We start from the raw sequence: 26,076 nt of genomic DNA, 5'->3' as shown, positions 1-26,076 counted from the left end.
TTTAAAAAAAACAAATTAATGAGAGTACTTAATTCATATCATCAGCAAAGACTATGGTTTATAGATTATTTTGAAAAGAATGATTTATATGTCGGAGGTCCTATTTATCATAATATCCCTTTCTTTTTAAAAATTGATAAAAAATTAGACCGTAATCTTTTGAAAAATGCTTTTCTAAAATTATTGGAAAATAATAGTGTTCTGAGAACAAGATTGTGTAAAGATGGAGGAGATATTTTTCAGGAAATTTCTGAACCAGGCCTTTTAAATATCGATGCTTTATTGGTGCAAAAGGAAAATCTTGTTGAGAACGCAGAAGAATTACGCCAGATTCCATTTGATTTTGATACGGATTATTTGATTAAATGTTATTATGAAAATAAACAGGACCATACACTTATATATTTTATTATTCATCATGCCATCATCGACAGACCAAGTATTAAACTGATTGAAAATCAATTTTTGGCATTAATGAATGATTTAGAATCAACTGATGAAAAAGCGATTCAGTTTCATAATTTCTCAAATTGGCAGAATACATTAACGGATGAAGATTTAGAGCCATTATTATTTCATTGGAGATCAAAATTAAAAGATCTTCAGGTTTTATATTTTTCTACAGATAATGAGCGTGAGCAGGTTCATATTTATAAAGCTAATAAAGTTAATACATCGATTGCTGCAGATAAGATAAGATCATTTTGCTTAACAAAAAATATGAGTGCCAAAAGTCTGTTTCTGGCTGCTTATAAAATGGCTTTTGCCCGCCTTACAGGATTATCAGATATTGTTATGGGTACCTGGATGGATCTGCGTGGTGAAGAATTACAAAATGTAGTAGGCCCTATAGAAAATCTTGTTGTTCTACGTTCGTTTTTAGATCAGCAAAAAAACCTGCTGGAATTATGTACGGTGGTAGATCAGGAATGGCATGAGGCTGAAAATTTTAAAGCAATGCCTTTTGATAAACTTGTGTTGGAACTCAACCCTAAAAAGGATATGAGCAGAACGGCTTTGTTTGATATATTATATGTCTATGAATCAAAGATAGAAGAGACAAAAGGAGTAGAAGATTCTGCAATTAGTAATCAGGGATGGGGTAAATATGATTTTAATTTATTGGTAAGTGAAGAAGCTGATAAATTTGATTTAGCTTTAACTTATAACGATTTATATTTTAATCAGCATACTGTTCATTCACTTTTAGATTTAGTAAAAAGAATTCTGGAAGCCTTGATAGAAGATGAAACTTCTTATTTAAAAGATATTTCATTAGTTTCTGCAGAAGAATATAACAAACTCTGCAAAAATCAAAAGTTTGAGAACGATCCCTCTGTTTCAATAGTAGAATTATTTGAAGAACAGGTAAAAAAGCATAAAAAAAGACCTGGAGTTACCTGGTCGTCCGGAAAATTAAAATATGAAGATTTAGATAAGAAATCGAATCAGTTTGCGAATTATCTGATTGATGTTTATGATATTAAAACAGAAGATAAAGTAGCCATTATGTTACCTAAGAATGATGCTTTAATAGTATCGATATTAGGCGTTCTTAAGACGGGTGCAGCTTACGTGCCTGTAGATCCAGGCTACCCGGAAGATCGTAAATCTTTTATGATAGAAGATGCAGATTCTAAGCTGGTTATTGATGCCGGGCTTTTAAATTCTTTTTCAAAATCAAAGGAAAATTTTTCACAGTCATTACCTGAAGTTACGATTACTGGAGATAATTTGGCGTACATCATTTATACTTCCGGTACTACCGGAAAGCCAAAAGGAGTAATGATAGAGCATGGAAATGTTATAAGCTTACTAAATTCATGCTTTTCAGAGTTCGAATTTTCTGAAAAAGATACATGGTCCTTTTTTCATTCTTATTGTTTTGATTTTTCTATTTGGGAGATTTTTGGAGCTTTGTTAACGGGTGGTAATGTTTTGGTTTTAAGTAACGAGGAAGTGCGTAACCAGGAACTGGCGGCTAATTTAATGGCAGAGCATAAGGTAACTGTATTTAGCCAGACACCATCCGCATTTTATAATTTTATTGCTTTAGATTATAAAGTACCTTCTTTACGTTATGTTGTTTTTGGAGGTGAAGCATTAAATCCGGCTAAACTAAAACTATGGAGAGAAAATAATCCGGAGGTTAAACTTATTAATATGTACGGAATTACAGAAACAACTGTACATGTTACCTACAAGTTATTAAGCGATGAGAGCTTATCATCTGCTGTGAGTAATATTGGTAAACCACTAGCTTTTGCGAATTGTTATGTATTAGATCAGCAGCAGGCATTATTGCCTTACGGCAGACCTGGAGAATTATATGTATCCGGACAGGGAGTTGCCAGAGGATATTTGAACCGTCCGGAAATAAATGCAGAGAGATTTATTCCGTGTCCTTTTGATGAAAATGAAAAGATGTACAGAACAGGAGATTTAGCTCGATTTCTGCCTTCAGGAGAATTAGAATATCTGGGAAGAATAGATGATCAGGTTAAGGTACGCGGTTACAGGATAGAATTAGATGAAATTAAAAAACAGATAGATTCCTTTCAAAGCGTTACACAAAGTGCAATCAATTTGGTTTTAATGCCAGATGGAGATAAAAGTATTGCGGCTTATGTTGCTTTTAAGGACGATTCCACCATAAACGATTTAAAGCTGCATTTGTCTGCTAAACTTCCTGAATATATGATTCCGGCGTTTATCATTCAAATGGATGAGCTGCCTATTAATAGCAACGGCAAATTGGACAAAACCAAATTGCCGTCACCATTAGATAATTTGACAAATAACGGACAGGATATAGTAGCGCCTTCTAACCCAATTGAAATTGATTTATTCGAAATTTGGAAAAGACTACTGAATACTAAGGAATTTGGAATCAAAAATAACTTTTTCGAAATAGGAGGACATAGTTTAAAAGCTACACGTCTTATCAGTGCAATTCATAAAGAATTTAACGTACGTTTAGAGTTAAAACAAATATTTGCTAACCCGGTATTGGAGCAGCAAGCCTTATTAATAGAATCCTCATTAAAAGATAACTTTAACGAAATAGTAAAAGTTGCTGAAAATGATATGTATCCTGTTTCTGATGCCCAAAGAAGATTATGGCTATTGAGCCAGTTTGATGGTGCATCTTTAGCTTATCATATGTCATCTGTAATGGAGCTTGATTCTATTACAGACTTAGAAAGTTTTAAAAAAGCGATATATGCTACAGTAGAAAGACATGAAATTTTGCGAACTGTCTTTTGTTCAGATAAAAATGGTTCGATTAATCAGAGAATCTTATCTCTAAAGGATCTCAATTTTAATATTAACCAGGAAGATTTTAGTAAAACCGAAAATGTAAAGGATTTACTGTCGAATTATATTAAAGAAGACAGAAGCAGAGCTTTCGATTTAGAAAATGGTCCTCTATTGAGAACCAGTATTATCAAAATGGCGTCAGACAAGTATATCTTTTATTATAACATGCACCATATTATCAGTGATGGATGGTCTATGAGTATTGTTAAAAGAGATATTGTAGCGTATTATGAATTCTTTACGCACGGTACTGAAATCTCATTACCGGAATTAAGAATTCAATATAAAGATTATGCAGCTTGGCAATTGCAGCAATTTAACGAAGAACCTTTTCTGAAAGCAAAACAGTATTGGCTGAATAAACTGTCTGGAGATTTACCAACAATAGAATTACCATCACAAAAGCGAAGACCAAATATCAAAACCTATACCGGTAAAACGCTAAAAACGTTTCTTACAAAGGAGCAGGTAAGTAATTTGCGCCAATTTACCAGAGAACAAGATGGTACTCTGTTTATAAGCTTATTAGGAATCTGGAATGTTTTATTATACAAATATACACTTGAAAAAGACATTCTGGTAGGAAGTCCGGTTGCAGGAAGAGATCATATTGATCTAGAAAATCAGATCGGGTTTTTTGTTAATACTCTTGCCTTAAGAAATGAAGTCGATCCGGAAGAAAGTTTCCGGACGCTATACAGCAGGATTAAGGAAAATACTTTAAAGGATCTGGAAAATCAGATATATCCTTTTGACAGATTGGTTGAGGATCTGAATATCGCAAAAAATACCAGTCGAAATCCGGTATTTGATATCATGCTGATATTACAGAATGCAGGAGAGCAATCTGAAGAATCAGCACCACAATATGAAAGTGAAATTATTGAGGAATGTACAGAAGTATTATCAAAATTTGATCTAGAAATAATTTGTAAAGAAGTGGATGAAGATTTAATGCTTCAAATCAACTATAATACGGATATCTATGATGCTGATACAATAAAAGATTTAATAATTAATTTTAAGTTATTACTGACAGCATTAATCAATACATCAGAAGTAAGTATTGGCAACATAGAGTATATTTCTGATAATCAGGTTGAAAGATTGTTAGGTTTTAACGATACAGCAGTTGCCTATCCGAGCGATAAAACAATAACAGAATTGTTTGAGGAGCAGGTTGAGAACACACCCGATCATATCGCTGTTGTTTTTGAAGAAAGATCGCTTACTTATAGAGCGTTAAATGAGCGTTCTAACCAATTGGCTGCCTATTTAAGATCTAATTATAGTATTGCTTCTGATGATCTGGTTGGAATACAATTAGAGAGAAGCGAAAAACTGATTGTTGCCATTCTGGGTATTTTAAAATCAGGTGGCGCTTACGTTCCTATTGATCCGAATTATCCGCAGGATAGAATTGATTTTATTAAAAATGATACCCGGAGTAAAGTGGTTATTGATGAAGAGGAATTTTCAAAATTCAGTATTCAAAGTACAGAATATAGTGATGAGAATCTTTTGAGCATAAACACTTCAACAGATCTGGCTTACGTAATGTATACCTCCGGAACAACCGGTAATCCTAAAGGGGTTATGGTAGAACATAAAAGTGTGGTAAGACTCGTTAAACCCGGTTCTTATTTTACTTTAAATACAGAAAATATCCTTTTAAGTACGGGAGCCATATCATTTGACGCTACTATTTTAGAATATTTTGGAACCCTATTGAACGGGGCTAAATTAGTTCTTGCCACCCAGGATAATCTGTTACAGATTGATAAGCTGAAAGAAGTCATTAGAATCAATGAAGTTGACAGCTTTTGGATGACAGCGTCATGGTTTAGTTTTGTAGTAGACAGCGATATAGAAGTATTCAGGAATGTAAAAAAGATCATAGTCGGTGGTGATGTTGTTTCTCCGCACCATGTAAAAAGATTATATAATTCTTTTCCGGATATAGAAATTACAAACGGGTACGGGCCCACAGAAAACACCACTTTTTCTTTGACTTATCCTATCAGTCATTCAGATTATACAACCATTCCTTTAGGTAAACCTATTTCAAACAGTACCGCTTATATTTTAGATGAAGAATTACATCTTGTACCTGTAGGAGTTACAGGGAAGATTTATGTTTCCGGGGATGGCGTTGCCCGGGGCTATCTGAACCGTGATGACCTTACCTCTGAGAAGTTTATGGATAATCCTTTTGAAGAGGGTCTCAGAATGTATGATACCGGAGATTTGGGCAGGTGGCTTCCGGATGGTAATATAGAATATTTGGGAAGGAAAGACGATCAGGTTAAGATCCGTGGTTTCCGTATAGAGCTGGGAGAGGTCGCAAGTCATTTACTGGAAAGTTCTACGGCACTAAAACAAGCTGTAGTTGTAGTACAAGGGGAATCTTCGGATAAATACCTTGTCGCTTACTATGTTTGTACTGATAAGGTTGATAAAAAAGATTTGAAGTCAAGGTTAAGCAAAGTGCTTCCGGAATATATGGTTCCGAATTATTATGTTGAATTAGAAAATATTCCATTAACTACGAATGGGAAAGCAGATATAAAATCCCTTCCTGCAATATCTTCAGAGGATATGATCCGAAAAGAATTTGTTGAGCCGGTAACGGGCGTTGAAAAAGAATTAGCTGCGATATGGGAAGAAGTTTTAAAGCTTGAAAAAGTAGGTACCACCGATAATTTCTTTGAACTTGGAGGCCATAGTTTAATCGTTTCTCAAGTGATTAATAGAATTCAGAAGCAGTTGGGAAGTTCTGTAAGCTATAAGGATTTCTTTTCGGAACCAACCATCGGGGGCTTAAGTAAGAAAATGTTCGATTCCGATTATTTATCAATACCATTAGCGCCCATTTCACAGTCTTATCCCTTAACATCTTCACAGAGAAGATTCTGGATTTTAAGTCAGCTTGAAGGAGGATCTCTGGCTTACAATATGCCTTTTGCTATCAGGCTCAGGGGAGATTTAAATCTTCAGAAATTTCAAGAATCTTTTACAATTTTACTCAGCCGTCATGAGATTTTAAGAACATCGTTCAAGTTCACAGAAGACAAAGACATTCATCAGTTCATTACAGAGGTTGATGCCCTAAATTTCAGTGTTAAATATTCGGATTTTAGTCTGAATGAAGACAAAGAAAATGATATCCTGGATTATTTAAAATCGGAGAACTCGATTGCATTTGATTTAGAACAGGCGCCTCTCGTTCGTGCTTCTATACTAAAAAGCCAGGAAAAAGATTTTGTATTTTTTATCTCAATGCACCACATTATTGGTGATGGGTGGTCTATGGAGTTAATGACAAAAGAAATGGTAGCCATTTATAACTCATTAATAGAAGATAAAACAATAGATCTGCCTGTACAAAAAATTCAATACAAGGATTATTCGGTATGGATCAATGATGTTATTCAAAAAGAAAAATACCAATCATCGGAGAAATACTGGTTAGAGCAGTTTCAAGGAGAATTGCCGGTACTAAAATTGCCAAGCTTTAAGGCACGTCCTTTAACGAAGACGTTTAATGGGGCTTCTGTAAATAAGATGTTCTCAAAGGGATTTGGTGATACCATTAACCAGTTTTCAAAAGATAATAATGCAACTTTATTCATGACTTTATTGGCCGGAATAAAGGTTTTATTGCATAAATATAGCGGACAGAATGATATGATCATTGGAACGCCGGTAGCCGGACGAGATCACCCGGATCTGGAGAATCAGATTGGTTTATATCTAAATACGTTAGCCGTTAGGTCTACAGTTAATGACAATGATAATTTCTTGACTGTGTTAGATAAAGAAAAAGAAGCTTTATTGGGAGCGTATGAACATCAGAGCTATCCTTTTGATGATCTGGTGGGGAAACTGAACCTGACACGTGATGCAAGCCGCTCTGCCTTATTTGATGTTTTGGTCGTTTTACAAAATCAGGGTCAGCTAAAGACAATAGCTAGTGAAGAAGAATTAAAAGGGTTAAAGGTTGAAAACTATGTTTTTGAAGACAATACAACTCAATTTGATCTAAGTTTTATTTTTGTTGAGAGAGAGGCTGGCTTATTTCTTACAATCCGATACAATACTGATATTTATGACAGCCTTTTAATAGATAGAATCTTTGATCATTTTGAAAATATAATCAATAGTTCCATTGCTGGCCCTTCAATATCATTAGAAGGTATCGATTACTTAACGACCGAAGAAAAAGGTATTTTACTGCATGATTTCAATGATACAACAGTAGACTTTGATCGTGAGAAAACAATCATTGAGATATTTGAAGAACAGGTTAGGAAAACACCTGACCATATAGCTGTTATTTTTGAAGATCAGCAGTTTACCTATCGTCAGATCAACGAGGAAGCCAATAGGCTGGGTATCTATCTTAGAGGAAAATATTCCATCCGGCCAGATGATCTGATCGCCATAAAATTAGACAAGAGCGAAAGAGTTATCATTGCTGTGTTAGCTATATTAAAGTCCGGAGGAGCTTATGTGCCCATTGATGTCAATTATCCTGAAGAAAGAATTCAGTATATGGAAAGTGACTCAAGAAGCAAGGCGATCATTGATGAAGCAGAATTTACTGCATTTTATGCAGTAAGAGATCAATATTCTGCCTCTGATCCTAAAAAGAACAATACTTCCAGTAACTTAGCGTATATCATCTATACCTCTGGAACAACGGGTAATCCAAAAGGAGTAATGGTAGAAAACCGGAATCTGGTTTCCAGGATGAGTTATTATCAGTCATTCTTTACATTATCGGAATCAGATGCTACTTTGTTCTATAGATCCTATTGTTTTGACGGAGCTATTGAAGAGTATTTAATTCCGCTTCTTACAGGAGGAAAGAGCGTAATAGCCCATAAGGAGTTTTATGAAAGTATCCATGAGTGTTTAATAGAATTGGTTGATAAGCATAGTATTACAAAAGTAAATATGCCGCCGTCCTTATTAAATGACCTGTTGTCTAATCCTGATTACAGTGAAAAATTCTATAATTTAAAAACATTAAAACATGTTGTTTCCGGAGGTGATGTATTAAATACCCGCCATTTAAAGAAGGCTAAAATGAATGCCCGTTTTTATAATGCATATGGGCCCACAGAAAATACGATTGATTCAACGAACTGGATCGTTGATGTTAATTACAACAGTAAAAAAAGTATCATCGGTAAGCCTATTCTGAATTCTAAGGTATATATTCTTGATGATAAGGGTGCACAATTATTACCTGTAGGAGTGGCAGGAAAGATTTATGTGTCAGGAGGCGGCGTTGCCCGGGGCTATCTGAACCGTGAAGATCTTACTTCTGAGAAGTTTATGGATAATCCTTTTGAAGAGGGTCTCAGAATGTATGACACCGGAGATTTGGGCAGGTGGCTGCCGGATGGTAATATAGAATTTTTAGGAAGAAAAGATCATCAGGTAAAAATCCGTGGTTTCCGTATAGAGTTGGGAGAGATAGAAACGATTTTGCTTCAGAGTTCCAAGGCCTTAAAACAGGCAGTTGTCGTAACAAAAGGAACTGAGGAAGATAAGGTTCTGGTTGCTTATTATGTATCTGATGATAATATAGACAAAAAAGAACTGCAGAGTAATTTGAGCAAATTATTGCCGGATTATATGTTGCCTTCTTATTATGTTCAGCTGGATGCTATTCCTTTGACATCAATAGGGAAAATAGATCGTAATGCCCTTCCTGCAATATCCTCAGAGGATATGATCCGAAAAGAATTTGTTGAGCCGGTAACGGGCGTTGAAAAAGAATTGGCTGCGATATGGGAAGAAGTTTTAAAGCTTGAAAAAGTAGGTACCACCGATAATTTCTTTGAACTTGGAGGCCATAGTTTAATCGTTTCTCAAGTGATTAATAGAATTCAGAAGCAGTTGGGAAGTTCTGTAAGTTATAAAGATTTCTTTTCGGAACCAACCATCGGGGGCTTAAGTAAGAAAATGTTCGATTCCGGTTATTTATCAATACCATTAGCGCCCATTTCACAGTCTTATCCCTTAACATCTTCACAGAGAAGATTCTGGATTTTAAGTCAGCTTGAAGGAGGATCTCTGGCTTACAATATGCCTTTTGCTATCAGGCTCAGGGGAGATTTAAATCTTCAGAAATTTCAAGAATCTTTTACAATTTTGCTCAGCCGTCATGAGATTTTAAGGACGTCGTTCAAATTCACAGAAGACAAAGACATTCATCAGTTCATTACAGAGGTTGATGCCCTAGATTTCAGTGTTAAATATTTAGATTTTAGTCTGAATGAAGACAAAGAAAATGATATCCTGGATTATTTAAAATCGGAGAACTCGATTGCATTTGATTTAGAACAGGCACCTCTCGTTCGTGCTTCTATACTAAAAAGCCAGGAAAAAGATTTCGTATTTTTTATCTCAATGCACCACATTATTGGTGATGGGTGGTCTATGGAGTTAATGACAAAAGAAGTTGTCACTATTTATAATTCACTAATAGAGGGTAAGATAATAAATTTACCGGTACAAAAAATTCAATACAAGGATTATTCGGTGTGGATCAATGATGTTATTCAAAAAGAAAAATACCAATCATCAGAGAAATACTGGTTAAAACAGTTTCAAGGAGAATTACCTGTGTTAGAATTGCCAAGCTTTAAGGCACGTCCTTTAACGAAGACGTTTAATGGGGCTTCTGTAAATAAGATGTTCTCAAAGGGATTTGGAGATACCATTAACCAGTTTTCAAAAGACAATAATGCAACTTTATTCATGACTTTATTGGCCGGAATAAAGGTTTTATTGCATAAATATAGCGGGCAGAATGATATGATCATTGGAACGCCGGTAGCCGGACGAGATCACCCGGATCTGGAGAATCAGATTGGTTTATATCTAAATACGTTAGCCGTTAGGTCTACAGTTAATGATAATGATAATTTCTTGACTGTGTTAGATAAAGAAAAAGAAGCTTTGTTGGGAGCGTATGAACATCAGAGTTATCCTTTTGATGATCTGGTGGGAAAACTGAACCTGACACGTGATGCAAGCCGCTCTGCCTTATTTGATGTTTTGGTCGTTTTACAAAATCAGGGTCAGCTAAAGACAATAGCTAGTGAAGAAGAATTAACCGGCTTACAGGTTGAAAACTATCCCTTTGAAAACAAAACAGCGCAGTTTGATCTAAGTTTCAATTTTGTTGAAAAAGAAACAGGATTATTTCTTTCAATCCGATACAATACTGATATTTATGACAGCCTTTTAATAGATAGAATCTTTGATCATTTTGAAAATATAATCAATAGTTCCATTGCCAGCCCTTCAACATCATTAGAAAGTATCGATTACCTGACCACTGAAGAAAAAAGGATTCTATTGCATGAGTTTAAAGATAAAGCAGTTGCTCATCAGAATGATAAGACGATAATAGAATTGTTTGAGAATCAGGTTGAGAAAACGCCGGATGGTATTGCTGTTGTTTTTGAAGAAAGATCACTTACTTATAGAGAACTCAATGAACGTTCTAATCAGTTGGCAGGATATTTAAGGTCTGCTTATGGTATCGGGTCCGGTGATTTAGTCGCCGTTAAGTTGGATAGAAATGAAAACATGATTGTTGTTATTTTAGGAATACTAAAATCCGGAGCAGCTTATGTACCGATGGATCCTAACTATCCACAGGACCGAATAGATTTTATGATCGACGATACGCAAAGCAAAATCATCATGGATGATATTGAGCTGGCGTTATTTATGAATCAAAAGCAGAAATATAACCGTTCTAATCCGGAGAGCGTAATTAAACCAACAGACTTAGCGTACATCATTTATACTTCCGGTACTACCGGAAAGCCAAAAGGTGTAATGATAGAGCATGGTAATGTAATAAGTTTATTAAATTCATGCTTTTTGGAGTTTGAATTCTCCGAAAAAGATACGTGGTCATTTTTTCATTCTTATTGCTTCGACTTCTCTGTTTGGGAGATTTTTGGAGCACTGCTAACAGGTGGTAATATTTTGATTCTAAGTAACGAAGAAGTTCGTAATCAGGAACTGGCCGCTACATTAATGGCACACCATAATGTAACCGTATTTAGTCAGACGCCTTCTGCATTTTATAATTTTATTGCATTCGATTATAAAGTACCTTCTCTGCGTTATGTAGTTTTTGGTGGTGAGGCCCTGAATCCCGCTAAATTAAAACTATGGAAAGAGAGCAACCCGGAGGTTAAGCTGATTAACATGTATGGAATTACTGAAACTACCGTACACGTTACTTACAAATTGTTAACTGATGAAAGCTTATCTTCTCCTGTCAGCAATATTGGTCAGCCATTAGCTTTCGCGAATTGTTATATACTCGATAAGCAGCAGGCATTATTGCCTTACGGCAGATCCGGAGAATTATATGTATCCGGGCAAGGAGTTGCCAGAGGGTACTTGAATCGTCCGGAAATAAATGCTGAAAGATTTATTCCGTGTCCTTTTGATGAAAATGAAAGGATGTACAGAACAGGAGATTTAGTGCGATTTTTGCCTTCAGGTGAATTGGAGTATTTAGGAAGGATAGATGACCAGGTTAAAATCAGAGGATATAGAATAGAGCTGGGAGAGATAGAAAGTTGTTTACTAGATAACATTCAGGAATTAAAACAGGCCGTTGTTGTTGTAAAAGGAGAATCTTCCGATAAATATCTTGTTGCGTACTATGTATCTGATGATAAGGTCGATAAAAAAGATTTAAAGTCAAGGCTAAGTGAAGCACTTCCGGACTATATGGTTCCGGGTTATTATGTGGAATTGGAGAGTATACCTTTGACACAGAATGGTAAGGTGGATCGTAAGCGTTTACCTGAAGTTGGTGAAGCAGATATGATTAAAGAAGAATATCTTGCTCCAAGAACCAAAGAAGAAGAGCTGTTGGTAGACGTGTGGTCTAAAGTCCTTAAACAAGACCGGATCAGTGTAAAAGATAATTTTTATAATTTAGGCGGAGACTCTATTAAGTCTATTCAGATTGTTTCAGGTTTGAAACAGCACGGATATACGCTAAAAATAGTACAGTTATTACGTAATCCTGTCATAGAAGATCTTGCCCAGTTATTAGAATTGGATACCGTCGAGATTGATCAGTCAGAAGTAGAAGGTAGTGTTGTATTGACTCCGATCCAGCAATTTTTCTTTGAAAGTGAGCAAATCCCTAATAAAAATTACTACAATCAGTCTGTGCTATTAAGGAGCCAGAAAGAGATTGATCCGTCTGTTTTAGAGAAATCCATAGCTGACCTCGTTAGGCATCATGATGCTTTGCGTATGGTGTATAAGGAAGAAGATGGATTATGGACGCAATACAATGAAGATAATTCAGAAGCACATTATAAAATTAGTTTTTATGATTTACGGTCAGATTCCAGAGAGGCTGAATTAGAATCATTGCGCAGCATTGGTAATGATCTGCAGTCAGGATTTGATATTGGATCAGGCGTTTTGTTTCATGTTGGACATTTCAGGATGTCAGACGGAGACCGTTTAGCGCTTATGATTCACCACCTTGTCATTGATGGAGTTTCATGGCGTATTTTGTTTGAGGATTTATCTCATTTGTATGAGTCCTACCAAAGAAATGTACCAATTAATCTGCCTTTGAAAACAGATTCGTTTCAGCGTTGGGCTTCGGTTCAGAAAGCATATGCCAAAAGCGAAAAGATGCGGTCGGAACGATGGTATTGGGATGAAGTTTCCAAAGAACCCATAGGGTTATTGCCAATGGATTACGATGGTGGCAGAGAAATTTCATTAAGGGATAAGGCTTCTTATTTTACTCTTGATAAATCTTTGACGGAGAAACTTCAGACCCAGGTTCATCATGTTTATAATACCGAGATCAATGATGTCTTATTAACAGCACTCGGACTGGCGATTCAAACTGTTTTTGGGGTTGATAAGAGTGTTTTGAAAATGGAAGGGCATGGCCGTGAGGAAATTATCGATGGTATTGATATCGGAAGAACGGTTGGGTGGTTTACCAGTGTGTATCCTTTCGTGCTGGATCTGTCATCGTCCAAAGGTCATGAATTAATCGGTGTTAAAGAATCATTGCGCAAGGTTCCTAATAAAGGAGTGGGGTATGGGATTCTGAACTACCTCGACAAACGCTTTGCCAATGAACTTGTTCCAGGTATTCAGTTTAACTATTTAGGAGATTTTGGCAGCAATGCGGGAATCAATAAAGAAGGAGAATCCCTGTTTGAATTCTCATCAGAAAACATTGGGGCAACATCAGATACTGCCAATAATTCAAGTGAAATCTTACTTGACGTTTCAGGAATGATGGTTTCTGATCAGTTAAATATGTCGATTCGTTATTCAGAACAGGCTTTTAAAGACGATACCATAGCCAGACTCATTGCTGCCTACGAAGCGGAGTTGTCAAATCTTATCGGAACATTATCGGAAGTTAAAGAAAACCGTCTAACACCATCAGATCTTACTTATAGCGAATTAAGTTATTCAGACTTAGCAGTGCTTAATAAAGATAATAATGTTGAGGATATTTATGAGCTTTCACCATTGCAGCAGGGATTGTATTATCACTGGCTGGTAGATCAGTCAAGTCATATGTATTTTGAACAGCTTTCCTATAAGCTGCACTTTAGCAATTTAAGTATTAATGCCGTAGAACAGGCTTATAATGAGCTGGTTAACAGATATGCCATTTTACGTACCAGCTTTACCAATGATTACAGTGGTGTGCCTTTGCAGATCGTACACCAAACCGTTTCCGGTAGTTTCAGTTATGAATCTATTCGTGATTTAACAGATATCGATGAGGCATTACACATTATTAAAGAAAAGGATAAAGCTGTAGGATTTGATTTGGATAAGCCAACTCAAATGCGCTTGACAGTAGTAGAGTTGGGAGACGGAAATTATGAATTTATCTGGAGCAGCCACCATATTTTAATGGATGGATGGTGTATTAGTATTTTAATTAATGATTTCTACAGCATGTTAATGGCGATAACCAATGGTCAGACCATACAGTTGCCGGAACCCGTTAAATACTCCACTTATATAGACTGGTTATCAAAAATTAATAAACACGCATCATTATCATATTGGAAGAATTATTTAGATGGGATAACGTCAAAGACGGTGCTTCCTTTAGGGGCTAAGCCATTGTTAACCTCAGGTACTATTTTCCAGAAGAAAACCTTGAGTATAGATGGAGATTCCTTCACATCCGTTAAAAACTTATGCGGGAACCTGGGTATAACCTCAAATACCTTTATACAAGGAGTCTGGGGGTATTTACTTTCCAAATATAACAATACACAGGATGTTGTTGTTGGGGCAGTAGTATCGGGCAGACCGGGAGAATTGCCGGGAGTACAGAATATGGTAGGATTATTTATTAATACGATACCGGTAAGAATACAATACGAGAACACAGATACAGTTATTACGTTCCTGAAGAAATTACATTCAGAAAACTTAGAAAGTACTCCACATCATTATCTTAATTTGTCTGAAGTACAGTCTCAAAGTTCTTTGGGAATGGACTTGATTAATAATTTGATAATCTTTGAGAACTATTTGGTACAGGATGCAATCGAAGATGAGATTGAGGAATTGTATGGACAAAAAGAACAAAGGATTACGATTGAAGGTGTTGAAGTCTTTGAACAGACAAATTATGATTTTAATGTGATAGTTGTACCTTCTGCATCGTCGTTGACTATTGAGTTTAAATATAATTCTTCAGTTTTTGAATCTGGGCAGATTGAGCGTCTTGCCAATCATTTCGCAAATATAGTAGCTCAGTTTAGTACAATTGAAGAGTCGTTGTTAGAGCGCGTAGATTACGTAACAGCTGAAGAAAGAGATCTTTTACTATATGGTTTCAACGATACAGCAGTTGCCTATCCGAGCGATAAAACAATAACAGAATTGTTTGAGGAGCAGGCTGAGAACACACCCGATCATATCGCTGTTGTTTTTGAAGAAAGATCGCTTACTTATAGAGCATTAAATGAGCGTTCTAACCAATTGGCTGCCTATTTAAGATCTAATTATAGTATTGCTTCTGATGATCTGGTTGGAATACAATTAGAGAGAAGCGAAAAACTGATTGTTGCCATTCTGGGTATTTTAAAATCAGGTGGCGCTTACGTTCCTATTGATCCGAATTATCCGCAGGATAGAATTGATTTTATTAAAAATGATACCCGGAGTAAAGTGGTTATTGATGAAGAGGAATTTTCAAAATTCAGTATTCAAAGTACAGAATATAGTGATGAGAATCTTTTGAGCATAAACACTTCAACAGATCTGGCTTACGTAATGTATACCTCCGGAACAACCGGTAATCCTAAAGGGGTTATGGTAGAACATAAAAGTGTGGTAAGACTCGTTAAACCCGGTTCTTATTTTACTTTAAATACAGAAAATATCCTTTTAAGTACGGGAGCCATATCATTTGATGCTACTATTTTAGAATATTTTGGAACCCTATTGAACGGGGCTAAATTAGTTCTTGCCACCCAGGATAATCTGTTACAGATTGATAAGCTGAAAGAAGTCATTAGAATCAATGAAGTTGACAGCTTTTGGATGACAGCGTCATGGTTTAGTTTTGTAGTAGACAGCGATATAGAAGTATTCAGGAATGTAAAAAAGATCATAGTCGGTGGTGATGTTGTTTCTCCGCACCATGTAAAAAGATTATATAATTCTTTTCCGGATATAAAAATTACAAACGGGTACGGGCCCACAGAAAACACCACTTTTTCTTTGACTTATCCTATCAGTCATTCAGATTATACATCCATTCCTTTAGGTAAACCTATTTCAAACAGTACCGCTTACATTTTAGATGAGGAATTACATCTTGTACCTGTAGGAGTTACAGGGAAGATTTATGTTTCCGGGGATGGCGTTGCCCGGGGCTATCTGAACCGTGATGACCTTACCTCTGAGAAGTTTATGGATAATCCTTTTGAAGAGGGTCTCAGAATGTATGACACGGGAGATTTGGGCAGGTGGCTACCTGATGGTAATATAGAATATTTGGGAAGGAAAGACGATCAGGTTAAGATCCGTGGTTTCCGTATAGAGTTGGGAGAGATAGAAACAATTTTACTTCAGAGTTCCAAGGCCTTGAAACAGGCAGTTGTAGTAACAAAAGGAACCGATGAAGATAAGGTCCTGGTTGCTTATTATCTGTCTGATGATAAAATAGATAAAAAAGATCTGAAATCAAGGTTAAGTGAAGTTCTTCCGGAGTATATGGTCCCGAGTTATTATGTACAACTTGATGTTATCTCTTTAACATCTAATGGAAAAATAGATCGTAAAGCTTTACCGGAAGTTGAAGAGGATGATTTAATCAAGGAAAATTATATTGCCCCAAAAACCCAGGAGGAAGAGCTTTTGGTGTCTGTCTGGTCTGAAGTTTTAAAACGGGATCAGATTAGTGTAAAAGACAATTTTTATAATTTAGGAGGAGACTCTATCAAATCTATCCAGGTCGTTTCCAGGATAAAGCAGAAGGGCTATACCTTAAAAGTTGCCCAGATTTTAAAAAATCCTGTTGTAGAGGATTTGGCAAAACTGATCGAGGCAGACGCAGTGGTTATCAGTCAGGATGAAGTAAAAGGAATGGTTGACTTAACTCCAATCCAGCAATTTTTCTTTGAAAGTGAACAGATCATTAATAAAAACCACTACAATCAGTCTGTGCTATTAAGGAGCCAGAAAGAGATTGATCCGTCTGTTTTAGAAAAATCCATAGCTGACCTCGTTAGGCATCATGATGCTTTGCGTATGGTGTATAAGGAAGAAGATGGATTATGGACGCAATACAATGAAGATACTTCAGATAAGCACTATAAGATCAGTTTTTATGATTTACGGTCAGATTCCAGAGAGGCTGAATTAGAATCATTGCGCAGCATTGGTAATGATCTGCAGTCAGGATTTGATATTGGATCAGGCGTTTTGTTCCATGTTGGACATTTCAGGATGTCAGACGGAGACCGTTTAGCGCTTATTATTCACCACCTTGTCATTGATGGGGTTTCATGGCGTATTTTGTTTGAAGATTTATCTCATTTGTATCAGTCTTATCAACTCAATACACCGGTAAGCCTGCCTTTAAAAACAGATTCTTTCCAGCGGTGGGCTTCGGTTCAGAAAGCATATGCCAAAAGCGAAAAGATGCAGTCGGAACGATGGTATTGGGATGAAGTTTCCAAAGAAACAATAAATGTATTACCTGTAGATTATCAGAATAAGGAACAACTTTCACCAATGGATAAGGCTTCTTATTTTACTCTTGATAAATCTTTGACGGAGAAACTTCAGACCCAGGTTCATCACGTTTATAATACCGAGATCAATGATATTTTGCTAACAGCACTCGGACTGGCGATTCAAACGGTTTTTGGGGTTGATAAGAGTGTTCTGAAAATGGAAGGCCATGGCCGTGAGGAAATTATCGATGGTATTGATATCGGAAGAACGGTTGGGTGGTTTACCAGTGTGTATCCTTTCGTGTTAGATTTATCATCATCCAAAGGTTATGAATTAATCGGTGTTAAAGAATCATTGCGCAAAGTTCCTAATAAAGGAGTTGGCTATGGTATTCTGAACTACCTCGACAAACGTTTTGCCAATGAACTTGTTCCAGGTATTCAGTTTAACTATTTAGGAGATTTTGGCAGCAATGCGGGAATCAATAAAGAAGGAGAATCCCTGTTTGAATTCTCATCAGAAAGCATAGGAGGATCATCAGATACTGCCAACAGTTCAAGTAAAGTCTTACTCGACGTTTCAGGAATGATGGTTTCTGATCAGCTCAATATGTCTGTTTATTATTCAGGAAATGTTTTTAGTGATGAAACCATTGCCAAATTCATTGCTTCCTACGAAACAGAGCTGATCAATCTTATCGGAACATTATCGGAAGTTAAAGAAAACCGTCTAACACCATCAGATCTTACTTATAGTGAATTAAGCTATTCAGACTTAGCAGTGCTTAATAAAGATAATAATGTTGAGGATATTTATGAGCTTTCACCATTGCAGCAGGGATTATATTATCACTGGCTGGTAGATCAGTCAAGTCATATGTATTTTGAACAGCTTTCCTATAAGCTGCACTTTAGCAATTTAAGTATTAATGCCGTAGAACAGGCTTATAATGAGCTGGTTAACAGGTATGCCATTTTACGTACCAGCTTTACCAATGATTACAGTGGTGTGCCTTTGCAGATCGTACACAAAACCGTTTCCGGTAGTTTCAGTTATGAATCTATTCGTGATTTAATAAATATCGATGAGGCATTACACATTATTAAAGAAAAGGATAAAGCTGTAGGATTTGATTTGGATAAGCCAACTCAAATGCGCTTGAAAGTAGTAGAGTTGGGAGACGGAAATTATGAATTTATCTGGAGCAGTCACCATATTTTAATGGATGGATGGTGTATCAGTATTTTAATTAATGATTTCTACAGCATGTTAATGGCGATAACCAATGGTCAGACCATACAGTTGCCGGAACCCGTTAAATACTCCACTTATATAGACTGGTTATCAAAAATTAATAAAGAGGTATCATTATCATATTGGAAAAATTATTTAGATAGTTTAACATCAATGACTGAGATTCCTTTTAAAAAGGAAAAAGGACAAATTAACGATCAGGCATTTAATAAACAAACTGTTCATATTGACGGAGATGTATTTGAAGATGTTAAAAAAATATGTAATGAGCTGCGTATAACATCTAATGCATTTATACAGGGAGTATGGGGATATTTGCTTTCAAGATATAATAATACACAGGATGTAGTTTTTGGAGCAGTAGTATCCGGTAGACCAGGAGAATTACCGGGAATAGAAAAAATGGTTGGTTTATTTATCAATACCATACCTGTGAGGGTAAGATACGAAACAGCCGATACGGTAAGAACATTCCTGAAAAGACTGCATTTAGAAACATTAGATGCTTCCGCTCATCATTATCTTAATTTGTCTGAGGTACAGTCTCAAAGTTCTTTAGGAATGGATTTGATTAATAATTTAATGATTTTCGAGAACTATTTGGTACAAGATGCAATCGAGGATGAGATTGATATATTGTACGGTCAAAGAGAAGAAAAAATTATTATTGAAGAAGTAAATGTTTTTGAGCAGACAAATTATGATTTTAATGTAACAATAATACCTTCTGTACAAGAATTAAAAGTAGAATTTAAATACAATTCAAATATTTTTGATTCAGAATTAATACAGAATTTGTTATCCCATTTTTTAAATATCACTAAACAGTTTAGTTCAAAAGAAGACATCTCCTTAGAAGGTATCGATTACTTAACAACTGAAGAAAAAGGTGTCTTACTGCATGATTTCAATAATACAACAGTAGACTTTGATCGTGAGAAAACAATCATTGAGATATTTGAAGAACAGGTTAGGAAAACACCTGATCATATAGCTGTTATTTTTGAAGATCAGCAGTTTACCTATCGTCAGATCAACGAGGAAGCCAATAGGCTGGGTATCTATCTTAGAGAAAAATATTCCATCCGGCCAGATGATTTGATTGCCATAAAATTAGATAAGAGCGAAAGAGTTACCATTGCTGTATTAGCCATATTAAAATCCGGAGGAGCTTATGTGCCTATTGATGTCAATTATCCTGAAGAAAGAATTCAGTATATGGAAAATGACTCAAGAAGCAAGGCGATCATTGATGAAGCAGAATTTACTGCATTTTATGCAGTAAGAGATCAATATTCTGCCTCTGATCCTAAAAAGAACAGTACTTCCAGTAACTTAGCGTATATTATCTATACCTCTGGAACAACGGGTAATCCAAAAGGAGTAATGGTAGAAAACCGGAATCTGGTTTCCAGAATGAGTTATTATCAGTCATTCTTTACATTATCGGAATCAGATGCTACTTTGTTCTATAGATCCTATTGTTTTGACGGAGCTATTGAAGAGTATTTAATTCCGCTTCTTACAGGAGGAAAGAGTGTAATAGCCCATAAAGAATTTTATGGTAATATCCATGAGTGTTTAATAGAATTGGTTGATAAGCATAGTATTACAAAAGTGAATATGCCGCCGTCCTTATTAAATGACCTGTTGTCTAATCCTGATTACAGTGAAAAATTCTATAATTTAAAAACATTAAAACATGTTGTTTCCGGAGGTGATGTATTAAATACCCGCCATTTAAAGAAGGCTAAAATGAATGCCCGTTTTTATAATGCATATGGGCCCACAGAAAATACGATTGATTCAACGAACTGGATAATTGATGTTAATTATAACAGTAAAGAAAGTATCATCGGTAAGCCTATTCTGAATTCTAAAGTATATATTCTTGAGGATACGGGTTCAAAGTTATTACCTGTAGGAGTTGCAGGGAAGATTTATGTGTCAGGAGGCGGCGTTGCCCGGGGCTATCTGAACCGTGAAGATCTTACTTCTGAGAAGTTTATGGATAATCCTTTTGAAGAGGGTCTCAGAATGTATGACACCGGAGATTTGGGCAGGTGGCTGCCGGATGGTAATATAGAATTTTTAGGAAGAAAAGATCATCAGGTAAAAATCCGTGGTTTCCGTATAGAGTTGGGAGAGATAGAAACGATTTTGCTTCAGAGTTCCAAGGCCTTAAAACAGGCAGTTGTCGTAACAAAAGGAACTGAGGAAGATAAGGTTCTGGTTGCTTACTATGTATCTGATGATAATATAGACAAAAAAGAACTGCAGAGTAATTTGAGCAAATTATTGCCGGATTATATGTTGCCTTCTTATTATGTTCAGCTGGATGCTATTCCTTTGACATCAATAGGGAAAATAGATCGTAAAGCTTTACCGGAAGTTGAAGAAGATGATCTAATCAAGGAAAATTATATTGCCCCGAGAACCCAGGAGGAAGAGCTTTTGGTATCTGTCTGGTCTGATGTTTTAAAACGTGATAAGATCAGTATAAAAGACAATTTTTATAATTTAGGAGGAGACTCTATCAAATCTATCCAGGTCGTTTCAAGGATAAAGCAGAAGGGCTATACCTTAAAAGTTGCCCAGATTTTAAAAAATCCTGTTGTAGAGGATTTGGCAAAACTTATTCAGGCAGATGCAGCTGTTATCAGTCAGGATGAAGTAAAAGGAATGGTTGACTTAACCCCAATCCAGCAAATTTTCTTTGAAAGTGAGCAGGTCGTTAATAAAAACCACTACAATCAGTCTGTGCTGTTAAAAAGCCGGGAAGAGATTGATCCGTCTGTCTTAGAGAAATCCATAGCTGACCTCGTTAGGCATCATGATGCTTTGCGTATGGTGTATAAAGAAAAGAATGGATTATGGACGCAATACAATGAAGATACTTCAGATAAGCACTATAAGATCAGTTTTTATGATTTACGGTCAGATTCCAGAGAGGCTGAATTAGAATCATTGCGCAGCATTGGTAATGATCTGCAGTCAGGATTTGATATTGGATCAGGCGTTTTGTTTCATGTTGGACATTTTAGAATGTCAGACGGAGACCGTTTAGCGCTTATTATTCACCACCTTGTCATTGATGGAGTTTCATGGCGTATTTTGTTTGAGGATTTATCTCATTTGTATGAATCCTACCAAAGAAATGGACCAATTAATCTGCCTTTGAAAACAGATTCGTTTCAGCGTTGGGCTTCGGTTCAGAAAGCATATGCCAAAAGCGAAAAGATGCAGTCGGAACGATGGTATTGGGATGAAGTATCACAAGAAAATATTGCTTTGTTAGCAGGAGATTATCAGGAGATTGAAAAAAATGCTGTAATAGATAAATCTTCTTATTTTACTCTTGATAAATCTTTGACGGAGAAGCTTCAGACCCAGGTTCATCATGTTTATAATACCGAGATCAATGACATTTTGCTAACAGCACTCGGACTGGCGATTCAAACTGTTTTTGGGGTTGATAAGAGTGTTCTGAAAATGGAAGGCCATGGCCGTGAGGAAATCATCGATGGTATTGATATCGGAAGAACAGTGGGCTGGTTTACCAGTGTGTATCCTTTCGTGCTGGATCTGTCATCATCCAAAGGTCATGAATTAATCGGTGTTAAAGAATCATTGCGCAAGGTTCCTAATAAAGGAGTGGGGTATGGGATTCTGAACTACCTCGACAAACGTTTTGCCAATGAACTTGTTCCAAGTATCCAATTTAACTATTTAGGAGATTTTGGCAGCAATGTGGGCACCAATAAAGAAGGGGAATCCCTGTTTGAATTCTCATCAGAAAGCATAGGAGGATCATCAGATACTGCCAACAGTTCAAGTGAAGTCTTACTCGACGTTTCAGGAATGATGGTTTCTGATCAGCTCAATATGTCGATTCGTTATTCAGGAAATGTTTTTAGTGATGAAACCATGGCCAAATTCATTGCTGCCTACGAAACAGAGCTGGCAAATCTTATCGGAACATTATCGGAAGTTAAAGAAAACCGTTTAACGCCCTCTGATCTTACTTATAGTGAATTAAGCTATTCAGACTTAGCAGCGCTTAATAAAGATAATAACGTTGAGGATATTTATGAGCTTTCACCATTGCAGCAGGGATTATATTATCACTGGTTGATCGATCAATCAAGTCATATGTATTTTGAGCAGACTTCTTATAGGTTACATTCAAAAGATCTGGACATTGCTATTGTAGAACAGGCTTACGATCAATTAGTGAACAGATATGCCATTCTCCGGACCAGTTTTACCAATAACTATGCAGGAACTCCTTTACAGGTTGTGCACAAATCTGGTGAAATCGAATTCAAAAGCAAAAAAATTACCGGGATTGAAGATATTGAAGGTTATCTAACTGAGATAAAAGAACTGGATAAAACAATCATTTTTGATTTTGAAAGACCCAGTCAAATGCGTTTACAGGTGCTGGATTTAGGAGAAGGAGATTATGAGTTTATCTGGAGTCATCATCATATTTTAATGGATGGATGGTGTATTAGTATCTTACTGAACGATTTCTACAGTATTTTAATGGCATTGAGTAATAATCAACCTGTTAATTTACCTGAACCAACGAAATACTCCAATTATATTAAATGGCTGTCTGCAATTAATAAAGAAGCATCTCTAAGCTATTGGAAGGACTATTTACAAGGCATGGATTCTGTAACCCAGCTCCCTTTCATCAATAGTAAAAAAGCAGTTAGTGGAAACCCATTTAAAATAGTAAGCCTTACTATTGAAGGAGATTTGTTTTTGGCTATCAAAAAATTATGCCAGCAATCAGATATCACATTAAATACCTTTACTCAAGGGGTCTGGGGATATTTACTTTCCCGTTACAACAATACCACTGATGTCGTCTTTGGTGCGGTAGTATCTGGAAGACCAGGAGAATTATCAGATGTAGAGAAAATGGTTGGGCTGTTTATCAATACAATTCCGGTAAGAGTACAATATAAAAAGGAGGAGACTGCAAAAAAATTCCTTCAAAAATTACATTCCGAAAATTTAGTAAGTACATCTCATCATTATCTCAATTTGTCTGAAGTGCAGTCTGAGAGCGATTTGGGGATGGGTCTTATTAATCATCTAATGGTCTTTGAGAATTATCTGATTCAGGAAAGTATCGGAGAGGAGCTTAAAGATTTATATGACGAGGAAGAAGATAAAATAACGATTACCGGAATTGAGGCATTTGAGCAGTCAAATTACGATTTCAATATTATAGTACTGCCCTTAGAATCATCCTTAAGAATTGACTTTAACTATAATTCAGCTGTTTTTGAATCCCATCAGATAGAAAACATCTGTAATCATTTTTCCAATGTAGCAGAGCAGTTTAGTAGAGTGGAAGAACTACCATTAGAAGAAATTGATTATTTATCATCAGAAGAGAAAAATAAATTGTTACTCGATTTCAATGATACAGCGGTTGATTATCTACAAGATAAAATGATCATCGAATTATTTGAAGAGCAGGTTCTGAAAACACCGGATCATGTGGCTGTTATCTATGAACAAACCGATCTGACTTATAAAAAACTTAACGAACAGGCCAATCAGCTTGGAAGCTATTTAAAAGAAAACTTTGGTATTAAACCTAATGATCTTGTTGGTATTAAGCTTGAGCGAAACGAACTTATGATTGTTGCTGTTTTAGGAGTGCTGAAATCAGGCGGAGCATATGTTCCGGTCGATCCGGCTTATCCTAAAGATAGAATTGAGTATATCGAAAAAGATAGTCAGAGTAAGGTTATAATAGATCATGCTTTTCTACAGGATTTTATCGCTGTTCAGGAAAAATATTCGAAAGAAAATGGTCCAATAAACAGCCAGGCAACAGATTTGGCATATATAATATATACTTCTGGTACCACAGGAAATCCTAAGGGAGTAATGATTGAGCACAGCGCTATGGCCAATTATCTTATTTGGGGTAAAGATTATTATTTAACTAAGGGTTTAATTAATACAAACTTTGGTCTGTTTACTTCATTATCATTTGATTTAACAATTACCAGTTTGTTTTTGCCACTTATGAGCGGTGGAAGTTTACAAATAACAGATCCAAACAGCAATGTGGTAGATATTCTTCAGAAATACCTGGAGAGTGATATTTCCTGCATAAAGCTAACACCTGCACATATAAGTGTTTTGGATGGATTAGGGTTGAAATCAAATAAAATTGAGTTGGCAATAGTTGGAGGGGAGGAACTTAGAAAAGATCACATTGCGACATTAAAAAGCATTAATCCGGAGATTAGAATCATTAATGAGTATGGTCCAACAGAAACAACCGTGGGCTGTACCGTTTACGAAGTGATAGCCCAGGACGAAATCATTTCAATAGGCAGTCCAATTTCAAATACCTCGATCTATATTGTAGATAAGTTCAATAACCTACAGGCAGAAGGACTTACAGGGGAAATTTGCATTGGCGGTTCAGGCTTGGCTAGAGGGTATTTAAACCGTCCGGATCTAACTGCTGAAAAATTTGTTTCTAATCCGTTTTTGGCAGGAAAACGAGTATATAAGACAGGCGATTTAGGCCGTTGGCTTCCTGATGGAGATATTCAATTCCTGGGCAGAATAGATGATCAGGTTAAAATTAATGGCTACCGGATAGAGTTGGAAGAAATCGAGAATCAGTTAAAATCAAAAGAAGATATCAGTAATGCTGTCGTTACAGTTATATCAAATTCAGATAAAGACAAAGAACTGGTTGCCTACTTAATTTCAGATACTGAACAAAACGTGTCAGAAATAAGAAGCTTTTTATTGAAGAGGCTCCCATCTTATATGATTCCGTCTTATTATGTACAATTAGATAAATTCCCTTTAACCCGAAACGGAAAGTTGGATAAAAAAGCACTTCCAAATCCTGATGGATCGAGTATAAAAACGGAATCCGACTTTGTAGCTCCAATAAATGAAATTGAAGAAAAATTGATAGAACTATTAAGCTTAGAAATGAAACTGGATAAAGATAAGATAAGCACAATTGACAATTTCTTTGATTTGGGAATGAATTCTATAAAACTTATCAAATTTATAAATAGAATTTCCCACGAATTCAAGATAGAAATTAAGCCGATAATATTATTTCAATATCCAAATATTAGTGAATTAACATCACATTTTTTTAACCAGTCTGCAACAACAGACCTTCAGGAGGACGCTAGCTATGAAGACCTTGATGAGATAATTAATTTAATGAACGAATAA

The 26,076-nt window shown here is 36.0% G+C and carries 1 protein-coding gene; it reads left to right on the top strand.

Features of this window, described 5'->3' with window-relative positions; genetic code table 11:
• Positions 1-18: 18 nt before the first annotated feature.
• Entirely contained in the window at positions 19-26,076 is a 26,058-nt protein-coding gene (locus ODZ84_RS05955) for a non-ribosomal peptide synthase/polyketide synthase (RefSeq protein WP_266176074.1), read from the top strand.

Origin of the sequence: Chryseobacterium fluminis, from assembly GCF_026314945.1 — a bacterium.
Classification (GTDB): Bacteria; Bacteroidota; Bacteroidia; order Flavobacteriales; family Weeksellaceae; genus Chryseobacterium; species Chryseobacterium fluminis.
Note: the sequence above shows the minus strand (reverse complement) of the source record. Positions and strands in the feature narration are given on the sequence as shown.